The organism is Klebsiella sp. CN_Kp091 (genome assembly GCF_040065095.1).
GTDB classification, from domain to species: Bacteria; Pseudomonadota; Gammaproteobacteria; order Enterobacterales; family Enterobacteriaceae; genus Klebsiella; species Klebsiella aerogenes.
Genome location: NZ_JBEAIO010000006.1, coordinates 262,141 through 280,391 on the forward strand (window position 1 = coordinate 262,141; position 18,251 = coordinate 280,391).

The following is an 18,251-nucleotide window of genomic DNA, read 5'->3' on the forward strand; positions in this document are numbered from 1 at the left end:
AATTATTATCGTTTGCTTTTGCATGATCAAGCAAAATAGTCCTCCTCAGAGCAAGAAGACATTTTGCTGGCTGTCGAGCGGATGATGGGGTGATGTCGATGGTAATAGCGCGGCGAAGATATCGCCGCGCGCAGGGGATTATTGGGCTTTTTTCTCCGCAGCCGCCACGGCATCGTTCGCGGCTGGCTGCTTACCGGTGGCGCTTTCTGCCGGCGTCGGACGGGTCGCCGGCAGGGCATCACACGGTTTTTCCTGCGGGCAAACCAGGTCGAGCATTTTCAACGTCACGCCATTGGTCCAGCCAAAGCCGTCCTGCAGGGGATACTCTCCGCCGCCGCCGCCGGTACCCGTTGAACTCACGTCATATTTCTCTACCAGCTTCTGCTTGCTGTCATAGGTGTGCTGTACGTTGCTGAGGAAGCGCCAGGTGACCTCCATGGCCACTTTTTTCTGACCGTAGTTCTGCAGGCCTTCCACCGCTACCCACTGCAGCGGGGCCCAGCCGTTTGGCGCGTCCCATTGCTGGCCGCTATTGACCGTGGTGGTGGTGAGTCCGCCGGGCTTCAGCAGGCGGCTTTCCGCCGCCGCGGCGACTTTCGCGGCGCGTTCGCTGGAGGCCGCTTTGACGTACAGCGGGAACAGCGCCGCGGCGGTCAGCTGATTCCGGACTTTATGGCTCTTCAGATCGTAATCGGCATACCAGCCTTCTTTATCGTTCCACAGATATTTTTCCAGCGCTTTCTGGCGGGCGTTCGCTAACGCATCGTACTGCCCGGCTTTGGCGCTGTCGCCAGCGGCCTTACTGGCGCGGGCGATGGTTTTCTCCATGTGGAACATCAGCGCATTGAGATCGACCGGAATGATGCTGGTGGTGCGGATAGTCCCCAATTGCTGCGGATTATCCATCCAGCGAGAACTGAAGTCCCATCCAGAGGCCGCGGCGGAACGTAGGTCGCGATAGATTTCGGTGGCCGGGCGGTTAGGATTGTTTTTGGCGGTGGTAACATCGTCCAGCCACGATTCCGGGCGAGGCGTATCGTTATCATCCCAGTAGCGGTTAAGCAGCGCGCCATCTTCCAGACGCACCACGCGTTTATTGGCGTTGCCGGGCGTCAGCGCCTCGGCGCCTTCCATCCAGTAGCGATACTCTTTTTCCATCTGCGGCAGCCAGGTCTTTAGCGCCCGATCGCCATCGTGGCTGGCCAGCAGCTCAACCATAAAGGAGAAGAACGGCGGCTGCGAACGACTCAGGTAGTAGCTGCGGTTGCCGTTTGGAATATGGCCCCAACGGTCTATTTCGGCGGCGAAGTTGGCCACCATGTCTTCCACTTTATCCCAGTGCCCGCTTTCGGCGAGACCCAGCATGGTGAAATAGCTGTCCCAGTAATAGACTTCGCGGAAGCGTCCACCGGGCACCACATAAGGTTTCGGCAGCGGCAGCAGCGAATCCCATTTTTCTACCTCGACGGTGCTGCGGGTTAATACCGGCCATAGCCCATCGATGTGTTGACGCAATGTTTGCCCTTTCGGCGGCACGTATTGATCGTTATCACGCGGCAGGGTGAAGTTGATCTCGACGAAATGGCGCAGATCGAAGCTGGCCTGGCTTTTTTGCATCCGATAGTCGGCAAGGATCATTAGCGGATCGCTGTTCGGTACCGCATCGGCGAAGGTTTTTTGGTCAGCGAAGAGTTTCGCGCTTTGCACGTCGTTAAATAGCGGGCCTAAAAGTTCATCAGGCGATTGCGGCACCGGGGCGGGGTTTTCATCAGCCTGAACGGCAAATGTCGCCAGGCTTAACATTGCGCCTCCCAGCGCCAGTTGAATGAGGTATGTCAGGGTTTCCGGGCGACGTAGAACCGATCTCGTCATCGATAATTCTCCATTTTGCGTTTTGCTGACTTCGCGCCACTGCGAACGGCCATCAGAAAACCTTAGCCGAATATCGGCCGCTTCGCGTGTTGGAGTTAACATTTTGGCCGAAAACAGAGTATTTACCTGGTGAAGTATTGTCCCGGCGTTTTGCCGGTCTGGGTACGGAAGAAGTAGATAAAGGCGCTATCGCTGGCAAACTCCAGCGCCTGGGCGACATCCGTGATGCGCTGGCCGCAAGACAGCAATTCTACAGCTTTCATTAGCCGCCACTGTTGGCGCCATTGTTGATATGACATGCCGGTTTCGCGCTGAAACAGGCGGCTGATGGTCTTTTCTCCGGCGCCGCATTGCGCAGCCAGTTGCTGAAGTAGCGGTGGTTGCGCATTGCCGTTGAGATGACGCAGGCGTTTATCCTGCGGCAGCGTTAGCATCATCGGTTCCTGTTTTGCCGCGCCGATTTCCGCCACGCAGAGCGCCGCCAGATGCCGGGCCGGGCTCTGTCGCCAGTCGGTATCCCACGGGCTGGCGCTAATGCGTTCGAGCAACTCGCGCAGCAGCGGCGTAACGTTGAGAATCGCAGGCTGACGGGGCAGCTGCGGGTATGAGGTAGTGGCGAACCACACCGAACGGTAATCAACGATGTACTGCATTTCGGCGCGGTGGGTGACGCCTGCGGGGATCCACGCCGCGCGGGTTGGCGGCAACATACACAATAGCGCGCCATCGTTTAACGTCAGCCGGATACAACCCTGACGGGTAAATAGCATCTGCCCCATTTGATGATGATGCAGACCATCGTCATGATCGCCGTTAAGGGTCGCTTGCACGCCAATCAGCGGCGTATTGAGCGTATCAGGGTCAAAGGATGCATCCGCGCTGAGCCATGCCATGATGTCTGATTCTCGATGTTAAAAGTCATTATATTTATAATCGCCGATTATGCCGCTCCCTACAATGGCGCCTCTGATAAGGGAGGTGGATATGTTAAGTCGTTCGGCGATGGCGCTGGTTACCGCACTACTCATGTTTCCGCAAATCGCGGAAACCATCTATAGCCCGGCGCTGACTGATATCAGCGCACATTTTTCCGTTAGCGCCGCCGATGCGGCGCAGACGCTGGCGGTCTATTTCATCGGCTTTGCCATCGGCGTGCTGTTCTGGGGCTGGTTCAGCGACCGGCGTGGACGACGGCCGGCGTTATTGCTCGGTCTGGCGGTGTATACCGCAGGCTGTATGCTGGCGCTGGCGGCGCCAAATTTTAGCGTGCTGCTGGCGGCTCGCATCGTGGCGGCTTTCGGCGCGGCTATCGGGTCGGTGGTTGGGCAAACGGTGTTGCGCGATGCGTTTGATGGCCGGCAGTTGGCGGCCATCTTTTCCTTCGTCGGCATGGCGCTGGCTATCAGCCCGGCCATTGGCGTTTATCTTGGCGGCGTGCTGGCGGGGTGGTGGGGAATGTATGGCGTCTTCGGGGCGTTGGCGCTGCTGGCGGCGGCATTATTGCTGCTGTGCGCAGTGGTAATGCCGGAAACCCGGCCGCCGCGAACAGGGGATCAGACGCTCTGGCCGTTAATGCTGCGCATGCTGGCGGATGCGAAAATCCGTTTAGCGGTAGTGTTAGTTGCGGTATTGAATATCGGTTTGTTCAGCTATTACAGCCAGGGACCTTTCCTTTTTGCCCGGCAGGGACTGGATGCGCAGGCTTTTGGCTATAGCGGTATGGCGCTGGCGGCAGGGGCGTTAGCCGGCGCGCAGGGGAATCGTCTGTTGCTACGACGTGGAGCCGCTCAGCGGCACATTTTTATCTGTGCCGGTCTGCTGTTACTGCTCTCCAGCGCAGGCGTCGGCCTGTTAACGCATTCATTGTTCTTTTTACTGCCGATGATGGGGGTGGCGGCGGCATATGCCATGGCGATCCCCGTGGTGTTGGGTACGGCGCTTAGCGATTACGCTGATTGTCGTGGTAGCGCCGGAGCGCTGTTCGGCCTGACCTATTATTTGGTTATCGGCTTGGGGCTGGCATTTGTGGGGTGGGGGGAATCGTTGGGTATCACGCTGGCAATCTGCGCGGTGGTTAGCGCGCTAACCGGTTGGCGTTATCTGCGGCACATGCTTGATGAGTTTTCCTGATTTGTGATGATTAGCACAAATCACTATTTAGTAGCTTTGTGGGTAGATGAAAAATCGACATTGATTTTAATCAAGGAATTACCTGCTATAAAATAGCCAAAAAATGAAGTTAAAATAATGTTTAAAATGATAGATTATTGTTTGTTTTTGTTTTCAATTAAATTAATGAAACATATCTTTACATACAAATAACGTGAAAAATTGTGACCTCATCCCGTAATAAATCGAAATAAATACAGTTTTCTCATTTTATTTGATTGTTTACACCTGTGTTTTAATCAGGAATTAATGTGATATATCTCCTTTTATTGCTTGAAAATTACCCCTTCCCTGCTCGCGTTTAGCTTAAAAATTAACCTTTTTTATCCCCATAAATATTTTTTATCCCCTCATATTTCTTTGACTAAAATCATGCTTAATTTCATGTTTTTGATTTTAACTTATTGATTTTAAGTGTTTTAATTTGTTTTTTGGATAAGGTTGATTATAGGTGAAAGGGCTTTGTGAGTAGTCTCACACAACCAGCAGATCATCATTTGATACACTTCCCGCCGTCAACAAAGTCATTAACGTGGATAACCAATATGAATACTATTCCGCTCCCTAAAACTCAGCACCTGGTTGTATTCCAGGAGGTGATCCGAAGTGGTTCGATTGGTTCAGCAGCGAAAGAATTAGGATTAACTCAACCTGCAGTCAGTAAAACAATTAATGATATTGAAGACTATTTCGGTACTGAGCTCATTGTCCGTAAAAATACCGGTGTTACGTTGACTGAAGCCGGACAGGTGCTGTTGAGCTGGTCGGAATCGATTACCCGCGAAATGAAAAATATGGTTAACGAAATGCACAGTATGACCTGCAGCACCGTCGTTGACGTCTCTTTCGGTTTCCCGTCGCTGATCGGCTTCACTTTTATGTCGGACATGATCCATAAATTCAAAAAGTTATTTCCAAAAGCACAGGTCTCGATGTACGAAGCGCAGCTTTCTTCGTTCCTGCCGGCGATCCGCGATGGCCGTCTCGATTTCGCCATCGGCACGCTGAGCGATGAAATGAAGCTGCACGATCTACATGTCGAACCGCTATTTGAATCAGAGTTCGTGCTGGTGGCCAGCAAATCGCGAACGCGTAGCGGCAGTGCCACGCTGGCATCGTTACAACACGAACAGTGGGTATTGCCGCAAACTAATATGGGTTACTACAGTGAACTCCTCGCCACGCTTCAACGCAGCGGCATCAACAATGAAAACATCGTTAAAACAGACTCTGTCGTTACTATTTATAATCTTGTTCTCAATGCTGATTTCCTGACGGTTATTCCTTGTGATATGACCGCACCATTTGGCTCTAATCAATTTATTACTATTCCTGTCGAGGACGCGTTACCCGTAGCGCATTATGCTGCGGTATGGTCGAAAAATTATCGCATTAAAAGCGCGGCCTCGGCGTTAGTCGAATTAGCGAAAGAATATTCAGCCCATAGCGGTTGCCGACGACGACAATTAATCAGTGTGGATTGATTGTCTATTTATATTAATCGAAACTTAAGCTGCGATTTATTTATCAATCGCTGCCCATTAACGCTATTTTTTTAATTCCAGGTTAAGAGGTTCTCATGCATATTACATACGATCTTCCGGTTGCTATTGAAGATATCCTCGAAGCGAAGAAAAGATTGGCAGGTAAAATATATAAAACGGGGATGCCGCGCTCAAATTATTTCAGTGAACGATGCAAAGGCGAAATCTTCCTTAAGTTTGAAAATATGCAGCGCACCGGCTCTTTTAAAATTCGCGGCGCGTTTAATAAACTCAGCTCGCTGACCGATGCCGAAAAGCGCAAAGGCGTGGTGGCGTGTTCCGCCGGTAACCATGCGCAGGGCGTTTCACTCTCCTGCGCTATGCTCGGCATTGACGGCAAAGTGGTAATGCCGAAGGGCGCGCCAAAATCAAAAGTGGCCGCCACCTGCGACTATTCGGCGGAAGTGGTGCTACATGGCGATAATTTTAACGACACCATCGCCAAAGTCAGCGAAATTGTCGAAATGGAAGGGCGTATATTTATTCCTCCCTACGATGACCCGAAAGTGATAGCCGGCCAGGGGACTATTGGTCTGGAGATCATGGAGGATTTATATGATGTCGATAACGTTATTGTGCCGATTGGCGGCGGCGGTTTAATTGCCGGCATCGCGGTGGCGATTAAATCGATTAACCCGACTATTCGTATTATTGGCGTGCAGTCGGAAAATGTTCACGGCATGGCCGCCTCGTATTACGCCGGAGAAATTACCAATCATCGCACTAATGCCACCCTGGCTGACGGTTGCGACGTTTCTCGTCCAGGGAATATTACCTATCAAATCGTGCGTGAATTAGTGGACGATATTGTGCTGGTCAGCGAAGACGAAATTCGCAACAGTATGGTCGCACTTATTCAACGCAATAAAGTCATTACCGAAGGGGCCGGGGCGTTAGCCTGTGCCGCATTATTAAGCGGTAAACTGGACAGCTATATTCAAAACCGAAAAACCGTCAGCATTATTTCCGGCGGCAATATCGACCTGTCTCGCGTATCGCAAATTACTGGTTTAGTTGACGCTTAATCTTTTTGATGAGGAAAGGATATGAGTACTACAGATAGCATTGTATCCAGCCAGACAAAAGAGTCGTCCTGGCGCAAATCGGACACCACCTGGACCCTGGGCTTATTCGGCACCGCCATTGGCGCCGGGGTATTATTCTTCCCGATCCGCGCCGGTTTCGGCGGCCTGATCCCCATCTTACTGATGTTAGTGCTGGCCTATCCGATCGCCTTCTATTGCCATCGGGCGCTGGCCCGGCTGTGCCTTTCCGGCTCAAATCCTTCCGGCAATATCACTGAAACGGTAGAGGAGCACTTTGGTAAAACCGGCGGGGTGGTGATTACTTTCCTTTATTTCTTCGCGATTTGCCCGCTACTGTGGATTTACGGCGTGACGATCACCAATACCTTTATGACCTTCTGGGAAAACCAGCTGCAGCTGCCGGCGCTGAACCGCGGTTTTGTCGCGCTGTTCCTGCTGCTGCTGATGGCGTTTGTCATCTGGTTCGGTAAGGATCTGATGGTGAAGGTAATGAGCTATCTGGTATGGCCGTTTATCGCCAGCCTGGTGCTGATTTCGCTGTCGCTGATCCCTTACTGGAACTCTGCGGTTATCGATCAGGTGAATTTAAGCGAGATCTCGCTGACCGGTCACGATGGTATTTTGGTGACCGTCTGGCTGGGTATTTCGATTATGGTGTTCTCGTTTAACTTCTCGCCAATTGTCTCTTCATTCGTAGTCTCCAAGCGCGAAGAGTATGAAAAAGACTTTGGTCGCGAGTTCACCGAGCGCAAATGTTCACAGATTATCTCTCGCGCCAGCATGCTGATGGTGGCCGTGGTAATGTTCTTCGCCTTCAGCTGCCTGTTTACCCTGTCGCCGCAGAATATGGCGGATGCCAAAGCGCAGAATATCCCGGTTCTCTCTTACCTGGCGAACCACTTCGCCTCGCTGTCCGGCACCAAATCCACCTTTGCTACGGTGCTTGAATATGGCGCGTCAATCATCGCGCTGGTGGCGATTTTCAAATCCTTCTTCGGCCACTATCTCGGCACCCTGGAAGGCCTAAACGGTCTGGTGCTGAAGTTTGGCTACAAAGGCGATAAAACCCGAGTTTCCAGCGGCAAGCTCAACACCATCAGCATGATTTTTATCATGGGCTCAACGTGGATCGTCGCTTACGCCAACCCGAACATTCTCGACCTGATTGAAGCGATGGGCGCGCCGATTATTGCCTCGCTGCTGTGCCTGCTGCCGATGTACGCCATCCGTAAAGCGCCATCGTTGGCGAAATATCGCGGCCGCCTGGACAACGTTTTCGTCACGGTAATCGGTCTGCTGACCATTCTGAACATCGTTTACAAACTGTTTTAATTAAGCTCAGGACGAGCGGAGTGATGACATGAATGAATATCCGGTAGTACTGGTCATTAACTGCGGCTCGTCTTCAATTAAATTTTCAGTACTGGATGCCGCCAGCTGTGAAGTATTAATGGCTGGTATTGCAGATGGCATTAATTCTGAAAATGCGTTCCTGTCAATAAATGGGGGAGAGCCGGCTAAGCTGGCTCACCGCAGTTATGAAGGTGCATTGAAGGCGATCGCATTTGAATTAGAAAAACGCGATTTAATGGATAGCGTGGCGTTAATTGGCCACCGTATCGCGCACGGCGGCAGCATATTTACCGAATCGGCGATCATTACCGATGAAGTTATCGACAATATTCGCCAGGTGTCGCCGCTGGCACCGCTGCATAATTACGCCAATCTCAGCGGTATTGAATCAGCGCAGCAGTTATTCCCGGGCGTACAGCAGGTGGCGGTCTTTGATACCAGTTTTCATCAGACGCTGGCGCCAGAGGCATTTCTCTACGGCCTGCCGTGGGACTATTACCAGCGATTGGGCGTGCGTCGCTACGGCTTCCACGGCACTTCGCACCGTTATGTGTCTCAGCGCGCGCTAGCGCTGCTTGATTTACCCGAGCAGGATAGCGGGCTGGTCATTGCCCATCTTGGCAACGGCGCGTCGATTTGCGCGGTACGCAACGGCCGCAGCGTCGACACCTCGATGGGCATGACGCCGCTGGAAGGCCTGATGATGGGCACCCGCAGCGGGGATGTCGATTTTGGCGCGATGGCGTGGATTGCCGGCGAAACTAACCAGACGCTCAGCGATCTGGAGCGCGTGGTGAATAAGGAGTCCGGCCTGCTGGGGATATCCGGATTGTCATCCGACCTGCGGGTGCTGGAAAAAGCCTGGCATGAGGGGCATGAACGCGCGCGGTTGGCGATTAAAACCTTCGTGCATCGTATTGCCCGCCACATTGCCGGCCATGCCGCCTCGCTACACCGCCTTGACGCGATTATTTTTACCGGCGGTATCGGCGAAAATTCGGTATTAATCCGCCAACTGGTGATTGAGCATTTAGCGGTATTCGGCGTCAGCCTGAATGATGCGCTAAATAAACAACCCAACTCCGCCGGTGAACGCGTTATTTCTTCCCGCGAGGCACGCGTGATATCTGCAGTCATCCCCACCAATGAAGAGAAGATGATTGCGCTCGATGCTATTCATTTAGGCAAAATTAACACATCCCTGGAATTTGCTTAATTACGTTGTGGTCCTGTAGAGAGATTATTTTCATGAAGGTAAATATCGATACCAGCGATATGCTGTACGCCGAAGCATGGCACGGATTTAACGGTACGGACTGGAAAGAAGAAATTAATGTCCGTGATTTTATTCAGCACAACTATACGCCATATACCGGGGATGAATCGTTCCTTGCGGAGGCGACGCCGGCGACGACCGCGCTGTGGGAAAAAGTGATGGCCGGCATTCGCGTAGAGAACGCTACCCACGCGCCGGTTGATTTTGATACCAATATCGCCACCACCATTACCGCCCATGATGCCGGCTATATTGAGCAAGCGTTGGAGAAAATTGTCGGTCTGCAAACGGATAAACCGCTCAAGCGCGCGCTGCATCCGTTTGGCGGCATTAACATGATTAAAAGCTCGTTTGATGCCTATGGCCGGGAAATGGATAGTCAGTTTGAATATCTATTTAGCGAGCTGCGTAAAACCCACAATCAGGGGGTATTTGACGCCTATTCGCCGGATATGCTGCGCTGCCGTAAATCCGGCGTGTTGACCGGGCTGCCGGACGGCTATGGCCGCGGGCGTATCATTGGCGACTACCGCCGGGTGGCGCTATACGGCATCCGCTATCTGGTGCGTGAACGTGAGCTGCAGTTTGCCGATCTGCAGGCAACGCTCGAGCGCGGGCAGGATCTGGAAGCCACTATTCGTCTGCGTGAAGAGCTGGCGGAGCACCGCCGCGCGCTGCTGCAAATGCAGGAGATGGCGGCGAAATACGGCTGCGATATCTCCCGCCCGGCGCGCAACGCCCAGGAAGCGGTACAGTGGTTATACTTCGCCTATCTGGCGGCGGTGAAATCGCAAAACGGCGGCGCGATGTCGCTGGGGCGTACCGCCTCTTTCCTCGATATCTATATCGAACGCGACTTCCACGCCGGGATCCTCAATGAACAACAGGCGCAGGAGCTGATCGACCACTTCATTATGAAGATCCGCATGGTGCGTTTCCTGCGTACGCCGGAATTCGATACGCTGTTCTCCGGCGATCCCATCTGGGCAACCGAGGTGATTGGCGGGATGGGGCTGGATGGCCGCACGCTGGTGACTAAAAACTCCTTCCGCTATCTGCATACGCTGCACACCATGGGCCCGGCGCCGGAACCCAACCTTACCGTATTGTGGTCGGAAGCGCTGCCGATTGCCTTTAAGAAATACGCCGCCCAGGTCTCGATCGTCACCTCCTCGTTGCAGTATGAAAACGATGACCTGATGCGCGCCGATTTCAACAGTGATGATTACGCCATTGCCTGCTGCGTCAGCCCGATGGTTATCGGCAAACAGATGCAGTTCTTCGGCGCTCGCGCCAACCTCGCCAAAACGCTGCTGTACGCAATCAACGGCGGGGTGGATGAGAAACTCAAAATCCAGGTCGGGCCGAAAACCGCGCCGCTGATGGACGAAGTGCTGGATTACGACAAAGTGATGGCCAGCCTCGATCATTTCATGGATTGGCTGGCGGTGCAGTACATCAGCGCGCTGAACATCATTCATTACATGCACGATAAATACAGTTATGAAGCCTCGCTGATGGCGCTGCACGACCGCGACGTATACCGCACCATGGCCTGCGGGATTGCCGGGTTGTCGGTGGCGGCGGATTCGCTTTCGGCTATTAAGCACGCGAAGGTGAAACCCATCCGCGACGACAGCGGCCTGGCGATCGATTTTGAGATTGAAGGCGATTATCCGCAGTACGGCAATAACGATCAGCGCGTCGATAGTATTGCCTGCGATCTCGTTGAACGTTTCATGAAGAAAATTAAGGTGTTGCCGACGTACCGTAACGCGGTGCCCACGCAGTCGATTCTGACTATCACCTCCAATGTGGTGTACGGCCAGAAAACCGGTAATACCCCGGATGGCCGCCGCGCCGGTACGCCGTTTGCGCCGGGAGCAAACCCGATGCATGGCCGCGATCGCAAAGGGGCGGTCGCTTCGTTGACTTCCGTGGCGAAGTTGCCGTTCACCTACGCGAAGGATGGAATCTCTTATACCTTCTCGATCGTCCCGGCGGCGTTAGGCAAAGAGGCGAGCGTCCGACAAACCAACCTCGTCGGTCTGCTGGACGGTTACTTCCACCACGAAGAGCGGATCGAGGGCGGCCAGCATCTGAACGTCAACGTGATGAACCGCGAAATGTTGCTGGATGCCATTGCTCATCCGGAAAATTATCCGAACCTGACCATCCGCGTCTCTGGCTATGCGGTGCGCTTTAATGCGCTGACCCATGAACAGCAGCAGGATGTCATTTCGCGAACCTTCACCCAGGCGCTGTAACGCAACGGGGCGACGATCATGGTCGCCCCATTTTTTATCATCGGTGTGAAACCTGGTCTTCACTGCACGGTAAACCGAGGTGTAGATATGATTAGCGCTTTCGATATTTTCAAAATTGGTATTGGCCCTTCGAGTTCCCATACGGTGGGGCCGATGAATGCAGGAAAAAGTTTTATCACTGAGCTGGCGAGCAGCGGCGACCTGACGCAGACTTCGCGCATTGTCGTCGATCTGTACGGTTCGCTATCGCTGACCGGCAAAGGGCATGCGACCGATGTCGCCATCATCATGGGGCTGGCGGGCAATAGTCCGCAGGATGTCGATATTGACGCCATCCCGGCTTTTATTCAGCAGGTGACCGCGAGCGGCCGTCTGCCGGTGGCGAAGGGGAGTCGGCAGGTCGATTTCCCGCTGCCGGAGAGCATCGTATTTCATGATAGCGCGCTGGCCCGCCATGAGAACGGTATGCGTATCAGCGCCTGGGATCATCAGCAGCCGCTACTCAGCAAAACCTATTACTCAATTGGCGGCGGGTTTATCGTTGAGGAAGCGCGTTTTGGCCAGACTCACGATGTCGCAACGCCGGTCCCCTTTGATTTCCGCTCCGCCCATCAACTGCTTCAGCTGTGCGAGCATAATGGTCTTTCCATCTCTGGCCTGATGATGCAAAACGAACTGGCGCTGCGCGATAAGGGACAAATCGAGGCCGGTTTCGCCGCCATTTACGCGGTGATGCATAACGGTATTGAGCGGGGAATGAATACCGAGGGCGTGCTGCCGGGGCCGCTCAACGTACCGCGCAGAGCGGCTGCGCTGCGCCGACAGCTGGTGGCCAGCGACAGCCTCTCCCGCGATCCGATGAACGTCATTGACTGGATCAATATGTTCGCGCTGGCGGTGAGCGAAGAGAATGCCGCCGGTGGCCGGGTCGTCACTGCGCCTACCAATGGCGCATGCGGGATTATCCCCGCGGTTCTGGCCTATTACGACAAGTTTCGCCGTCCGGTCAATGCCAACTCGATTGCTCGCTATCTGCTGGCTGCGGCGGCTATCGGTTCACTGTATAAGATGAATGCCTCTATATCTGGCGCAGAAGTTGGCTGCCAGGGAGAAATTGGCGTGGCCTGTTCCATGGCGGCGGCGGGGCTGACGGAACTCCTTGGCGGCAGCCCGGCGCAGGTATGCAACGCCGCGGAGATTGCGATGGAACATAACCTCGGTCTGACCTGCGACCCGGTGGCCGGGCAGGTGCAAATCCCCTGCATCGAACGCAATGCTATCAATGCGGTGAAGGCGGTTAACGCCGCGCGGATGGCGCTCCGCCGAACCAGCGAGCCGCGGGTCTGTCTCGACAAGGTCATTGAGACGATGTATGAAACTGGCAAAGACATGAACGATAAATATCGTGAAACTTCGCGCGGCGGGCTGGCGATAAAAGTGATTTGCGACTGACGAATCAGAAAGGAGTGGGCTGGCGCGCCGCTATCGCTTCACCGCTGACCGGATGGTGAAAATGCAGTTCGCTGGCGTGGAGCATCAGGCGTGAGGCCTGATGTGCCGCCAGCCCTCCGTAGAGATCGCAGCCGAGAATCGGATAGCCGAGATGCTGGCAGTGGATGCGTAGCTGATGGGTGCGTCCGGTTTCCGGTTGCAATCGTACGCGAGTTACCGCCAGCGAACCACTGGCTATTGGCAACCATTCCCGTGATAGCACCTGATAGCGCGAGCGCGCCGGTTTACCGTTACGCGCGCTAATCGCCATCCGTGGAAACAGCGCCGGATCTTTGGCAATCGGCGCGTCTATCACCCCTTCATCTTCCTCTGGATGCCCACACAACAGGGCGTGATAAACCTTGCTTACCGCCCGCTGGCTGAACTGCTGGCACAGCGCGGCGTTGATCGTTTTGTTACGCGCCACCACCATCAGCCCGGAAGTCCCGAAATCGAGCCGATGCACCAGCGTGCACCCCGGAAAATCCCGCACCAGGCGATGATGGACTGAATCCAGGTTCTGCGGGTTCTTCCCCGACAGGCTGAGCAGACCGCTGGGTTTGTCGATCAACAACAAGTGTTCGTCCTCGTAGAGGATGTTAATCTGCGCGGAACAAGGTGGGGCGATAAAGGTATCAATGACGGTAGGCATGGGCAGGCGCTGCTTAAGGGTGAGGGCGGATGATAGCGAAATTACCGGCCACAGGCGAATGAATTTGATGGTTATCAAAGGAGATTGGATCGGCTAACAATTCGGATTGCGCTCACGGGTATTATTAGATATTCAACTTGCAGCGTAAATATTTCGCGGTAAATGAAAAGGATTATTCATGATATTGCTAATTAAGGATGGTATTTATTCTTGCGTTAAATGGTTACTATTATTAATTAGCCTTACCGCAGGATTATCCGCTGCGGCAAGCGAAAATATGCCGGATAATTTTTATCGCGTCACGCCTGAGTTGTATCGTTCGGCGCAACCCAATCGACTGCAGATGCAGAGCCTGGAGCGTATAGGAATACGCTCAGTGTTAAATTTGCGCCAGTGGCACAGCGATGTTCACGAAGCGCAGGGCACGGGGCTTATTTTGTATAGGGTGCCGATGAACGCGGCTGCGATTAACGACGATGATGTGGTGATTGCGCTGAGCCTTTTACATCGTGCGGCAAAACCGGCGCTGGTGCACTGCTGGCACGGCAGCGATCGCACCGGAATGATTGTCGCGCTTTACCAACTGCTGTTTAGCCATGCGACAAAGTCAGAAGTGCTGGCGGAACTGCACCGCCCGGAATATGGCTATCACCAACAGTATTATCCCGACATTGCCCGCTATATTGAGTCGATCGATGTAGAACAATTGCGAGCACGGGTGCTGAGTTTATCCGCAGGAAAATTTTAGCGAGCCGTAATTTTTAACGCACAAATTATCGTCATAAAGATTGTTATCGCCATATAGCCAAACCATAGTGCGGCAGTTATCCCTGTGATTATGGTGAGGAATAGTTATTGTTATGTTTAATGAGTAAATAAGGGCTGCCAACAGGCGATACAGCGAAAAAAGCCTGATCGAAAATTTAATTTGTCATTATTTTAGTGTGGGTATATTCCTCGAATCGTTAGTAAAAAATCCACAGGCGCGGAATTGCAGTTGGTAGGCGAACGTGGTACAACAATTGTTATGTTATAACATATCTTATGAATCATATGAACGAACCTGCGATCCTGCACGTTGACGGGATAAGTCTTAACGCCCGGCGTGGTACAACGATACTTGATGATATCCAGTTCACGCTCCATACCGGCGAAAAGCTGGCGGTCATTGGCCCCAACGGCAGTGGTAAATCAAGCCTGCTGCGGACGATCATTGGCGACGCTCGCCCGGATAAAGGAACGCTGTACTGGCAGGGGTGTCCACTACGGCAACTGTCGCCACAAGCGCGTGCGCGGAATATTGCTTTCCTGTCACAAAACGATACCCCTGATTTGCGCCTGACGGTGGAAGAGTATGTTCAATTGGGGCGTTTACCGTATCGTGAATCACCCTCCTCGGCACAGGGACGGCGCATCGTGGATAGCGTGATTAGCGATACGGGGCTGCAGCCTTTACGCCATCGCCCGCTTGGCAACCTCTCCGGCGGTCAGCGCCAGCGCGCCGCGCTCGCCCGCGCGCTGGCACAATCACCCGCATTACTCCTGCTGGATGAACCGACCAATCACCTCGATCCGCTGGCGAGGAGCGAGTTGCTTACCCTGGTAAAGCGCACAGAGGTTGCGGTGATTGCGGTGTTACACGATCTTGCCGCGGCTGAAGCCTTTGCCGACCGAATGCTGGTTATCCACCACGGCAAGCAGATGATTTGCGACGTACCCGAGGCTGCGCTGCACCCCACCGTAAGCTATCCGGTTTTTGGCATGACCAGTTTTCGCGTGGCGCATCCCGTTAGCGGTAAAGCGCTACGCATTTTTGAAGTTCCTCATCGCGCTTAATGATCTCGAGTAAATATGAACAGACTTTTAACTATCTTATGGCTGCTGTTAAGTAGCCCGTTAGCGTTAGCTAATCCCTTTCCCGTTACCGTGGACAGCTGCGGTAAGCCCATCACCTTTAATCAACCCCCGCAGCGTGCGGTGATTAACGATCTTAATATGGCGGAAATGGCCTTTGCGCTCGATCTCCAGGAGCGTATTGTGGGGCTAACCGGCATCACCGGCTGGTACAAACTTACGCCACATTTCAAAGCAGCGATGGGGACCATCCCCGAGCTGGCGCCTAAATACCCGTCGCTGGAAACGCTGCTGGCGGTTCGGCCGGACTTTTTCTTCGCCGGCTGGAACTACGGCATGAAAATCGGCGGCGATGTGACGCCGCAGACGCTGGCGCCATATGGGATTAACACGCTGGTACTCAGTGAAAGCTGCGTCCAGGCCGGCGGGCGCGGGAAGAAAGCCGATATGAGCTTGCTGTACAACGATGAACTCAAGTTGGGCAAGATTTTTGGCAAGCAACAACAGGCCGAAGCGCTGGTGGAAGGGTGGAAGCGTCGCCTGGCGAATCTGCCAGCCAGGGCAGCGGATATGCAGCCGCTGCGGGTCTTCGTCTATGACTCCGGCGAAGATAAACCTTTTACCAGCGGCAAGTACGGGATGCCGACGGCCATTATCGAGGCGGCCGGGGGACGCAACGTGATGGATACTCTGGACGCGAACTGGACCACGACGACGTGGGAGGCGGTGGCGGCCAGCGAACCACAGGTGATTATTCTGCTCGATTACCAAACCGGCACGGGAACCGAGGCGCTGCAGCACGTGCTGGAATCTCATCCACTGATGAAATTGACGCCCGCCGTCCGGCAGCAGCGTTATCTTAAGCTACAGTATGCTGAATTGACTCCGGGTCCGGCGAATATTGCGGCGGTTGAGAAGCTGGCGCACCTCTTATATGCCACGGACGTGAAATGAAGCCGTCAGTGCAACGTTTTCTTCTGTGGACGGCGCTGGCATCCGTGGTTTTATGCGGCTTGATGATTTCGAGCCTGCGGTTGGGGAGTGTGGAACTCTCATGGCAACAAGTGATATCAGCGTTAGGGATATCATCCGCTCCCGTTCCCGAGATTTTGAAAACTATCGTCATTGACTTACGCCTACCACGGAGCCTGCTGGCGGCGTTGACCGGCGCAGGACTGGCGATCGCCGGCTTGCTGTTACAGACCACGACACGTAACGAACTGGCCGATCCATTTTTGTTTGGTCTCTCTTCAGGCGCTTCCGCCGGCGCGGTGCTGGTGATCACCCGCTTCGGCGATGTACTGGGGGCGTTTACGCTGCCGGTCTCGGCCTTCGTCGGCGGGATATTATCCGCGCTGGCGGTGATGATATTGTTTCGCGTCAATCAGCTAAGGCGGGCGGAACAGTTAATTATCTGCGGCCTGGCGGTGTCGTTTCTTTTCAGCGCGCTGACCAGCTATCTGGTCTTTTCCGGCGACCAGCGAGCGGCCGGTTCGTTGCTATTCTGGTCATTGGGCGGTCTGGGACTGGCGCGATGGGACAACTTGTTCATTCCATTATTGAGCCTGGGGTTGTTGAGCGGATTTACCCTGCGTCGCTGGCGGGCGTTGGATGCACTGCTGACGGGGGAGCAGACGGCCTGGTCGCTGGGCGTCGATGTGCAGCGTTTGAGAAGCGAAACCTTTCTCTGCTGCGCGTTGGCTACCGCTTTACTGGTCTCTTTAACCGGGGTCATTGGTTTTGTCGGCCTGATGGTTCCTTATCTGGCGCGTCGGGTCGTTGGCGTCAGGCACCGGCTGGCCGTACCAATGTGCGGTCTGCTGGGCGCGATATTGCTCATTGGCGGCGATATACTTAGTCGAAGTCTGATAGCGAATCAAGAATTACCGATTGGTATTATTACTGCCGGGCTTGGCGGCGCGTTTATTGTTAGTCTGCTAATGCGGGCAACACGATAAGCCGAGCCACCGGAAAATAGCGGTTGACCCATTATTGCGCGCAAATAATGGGTTCTATTATTTAAATGAATGTGACTCGCCGATTATAAAGGCACTCTCCGTCGTTGAAGGGGGAACTTTTCTGGATAGAGCGCTTTTGGACGAGGTGGATTTTTTTAAATGATTCGCCAAAAATATAATTGGACAGAAATTTTTTTCAGGCCACGATTGTTGCGGCATGGCGGTAAGTAATGATTTAAATCAATGAAACAAACATCATTGGCGCATGACCCGTTAGTTGGTAAGTTCCTGGTTTAATTCCCTGCTCAAAGCGCATGAGGCCACGCGATATATTGAGATATCGCAATTGCTGGTTATTTTATTCGTTATTCCCGTGATGAATATTCTTGATATCAATCTAAATATAGTTCATTAATTCGGGTGGTTAACGGTAACCAGTGATTCATTCTGATGTGGTTCAGATATATAAGGGGTGTAATGAACAGCGCTTTCCCAGGTGAGCGACTCAATACCCGTATTCCTTCACTGTTGTCACTGCATATCGAAATTGAACAGAGGGCCGTCAAACTGACGCTTAAATCCCTGGCCGTCAGTCGTTCCGGTAATATTAAAGCCCACCCAATATTCGTTCAAGAAAAAATAAATACCAATAACAATAATTCAAGTTTTTCTGTTTCTGAGTGCCGTTCGCCAGTGAGTTAGCAAGGTGAAATTAAATTTGGAGTTTAAGAACACCTTATTAGAGAAGCGAGAGTAACGCACAGGAGGT

At 53.3% G+C, this 18,251-nt stretch carries 15 protein-coding genes; 12 read left to right on the plus strand and 3 right to left on the minus strand.

Features of this window, described 5'->3' with window-relative positions:
• Positions 1-138: 138 nt before the first annotated feature.
• Positions 139-1,872: an alpha,alpha-trehalase gene (locus tag ABLV17_RS07700; RefSeq protein ID WP_308958633.1), complete on the minus strand. Its 1,734-nt coding sequence runs from the start codon at positions 1,870-1,872 to the stop codon at positions 139-141.
• Positions 1,873-1,994: 122 nt separating this feature from the next.
• A complete protein-coding gene (locus ABLV17_RS07705) occupies positions 1,995-2,765 on the minus strand; it encodes a helix-turn-helix transcriptional regulator (RefSeq protein ID WP_308958632.1) in 771 nt (256 codons plus the stop codon).
• A gap of 91 nt (positions 2,766-2,856) precedes the next feature.
• Between ABLV17_RS07705 and ABLV17_RS07710 the strand changes: the two genes are divergently transcribed.
• The 7 genes from ABLV17_RS07710 to tdcG all read left to right on the plus strand — a co-directional run bounded on the left by ABLV17_RS07710 (position 2,857) and on the right by tdcG (position 12,979).
• Positions 2,857-4,002 carry an MFS transporter gene (locus ABLV17_RS07710; RefSeq protein WP_308958631.1) on the plus strand — a complete coding sequence of 382 codons (1,146 nt, stop codon included), beginning with the start codon at positions 2,857-2,859 and terminating at the stop codon, positions 4,000-4,002.
• 584 nt (positions 4,003-4,586) lie between these two features.
• The gene (tdcA, locus tag ABLV17_RS07715) at positions 4,587-5,525 is read left to right on the plus strand and encodes a transcriptional regulator TdcA (protein ID WP_087860638.1); all 939 of its coding nucleotides are present in this window, start codon (positions 4,587-4,589) and stop codon (positions 5,523-5,525) included.
• Positions 5,526-5,620: 95 nt separating this feature from the next.
• Positions 5,621-6,610, plus strand: coding sequence for a bifunctional threonine ammonia-lyase/L-serine ammonia-lyase TdcB (gene tdcB / locus ABLV17_RS07720; RefSeq protein WP_015366079.1), 990 nt, complete (start codon positions 5,621-5,623; stop codon positions 6,608-6,610).
• A 21-nt stretch (positions 6,611-6,631) separates the two neighbouring features.
• Positions 6,632-7,963 carry a threonine/serine transporter TdcC gene (tdcC, locus tag ABLV17_RS07725; protein WP_045390456.1) on the plus strand — a complete coding sequence of 444 codons (1,332 nt, stop codon included), beginning with the start codon at positions 6,632-6,634 and terminating at the stop codon, positions 7,961-7,963.
• A gap of 28 nt (positions 7,964-7,991) precedes the next feature.
• Complete coding sequence (tdcD, locus tag ABLV17_RS07730) at positions 7,992-9,200, plus strand: propionate kinase (RefSeq protein ID WP_308958630.1); 1,209 nt, start codon at positions 7,992-7,994, stop codon at positions 9,198-9,200.
• Between the two features lie 32 nt (positions 9,201-9,232).
• Complete coding sequence (gene pflB / locus ABLV17_RS07735) at positions 9,233-11,527, plus strand: formate C-acetyltransferase (RefSeq protein WP_087860640.1); 2,295 nt, start codon at positions 9,233-9,235, stop codon at positions 11,525-11,527.
• Positions 11,528-11,614: 87 nt separating this feature from the next.
• Positions 11,615-12,979 (plus strand): L-serine ammonia-lyase, encoded by a 1,365-nt coding sequence (gene tdcG / locus ABLV17_RS07740; protein WP_087860641.1) that lies wholly within the window; start codon positions 11,615-11,617, stop codon positions 12,977-12,979.
• A gap of 4 nt (positions 12,980-12,983) precedes the next feature.
• Here tdcG and ABLV17_RS07745 read toward each other — a convergent pair whose 3' ends face one another.
• The gene (locus tag ABLV17_RS07745) at positions 12,984-13,670 is read right to left on the minus strand and encodes an RluA family pseudouridine synthase (RefSeq protein WP_308958629.1); all 687 of its coding nucleotides are present in this window, start codon (positions 13,668-13,670) and stop codon (positions 12,984-12,986) included.
• 178 nt (positions 13,671-13,848) lie between these two features.
• On the opposite strand from ABLV17_RS07745, the gene ABLV17_RS07750 reads away from it, so the two are divergent.
• The 5 genes from ABLV17_RS07750 to ABLV17_RS07770 all read left to right on the plus strand — a co-directional run bounded on the left by ABLV17_RS07750 (position 13,849) and on the right by ABLV17_RS07770 (position 18,184).
• Entirely contained in the window at positions 13,849-14,418 is a 570-nt protein-coding gene (locus ABLV17_RS07750) for a tyrosine-protein phosphatase (RefSeq protein WP_308958628.1), read from the plus strand.
• A 296-nt stretch (positions 14,419-14,714) separates the two neighbouring features.
• Positions 14,715-15,506, plus strand: coding sequence for an ABC transporter ATP-binding protein (locus ABLV17_RS07755; protein WP_271031552.1), 792 nt, complete (start codon positions 14,715-14,717; stop codon positions 15,504-15,506).
• Positions 15,507-15,521: 15 nt separating this feature from the next.
• Positions 15,522-16,478 (plus strand): ABC transporter substrate-binding protein, encoded by a 957-nt coding sequence (locus tag ABLV17_RS07760; protein WP_271031553.1) that lies wholly within the window; start codon positions 15,522-15,524, stop codon positions 16,476-16,478.
• Positions 16,475-17,482, plus strand: a complete 1,008-nt coding sequence (locus ABLV17_RS07765) for an iron ABC transporter permease (protein ID WP_348854202.1) — start codon at positions 16,475-16,477, stop codon at positions 17,480-17,482. The genes ABLV17_RS07760 and ABLV17_RS07765 overlap by 4 nt, the downstream gene beginning before the upstream one ends.
• A gap of 477 nt (positions 17,483-17,959) precedes the next feature.
• Positions 17,960-18,184 (plus strand): hypothetical protein, encoded by a 225-nt coding sequence (locus tag ABLV17_RS07770; protein ID WP_271031554.1) that lies wholly within the window; start codon positions 17,960-17,962, stop codon positions 18,182-18,184.
• The last annotated feature ends 67 nt before the right edge of the window (positions 18,185-18,251 follow it).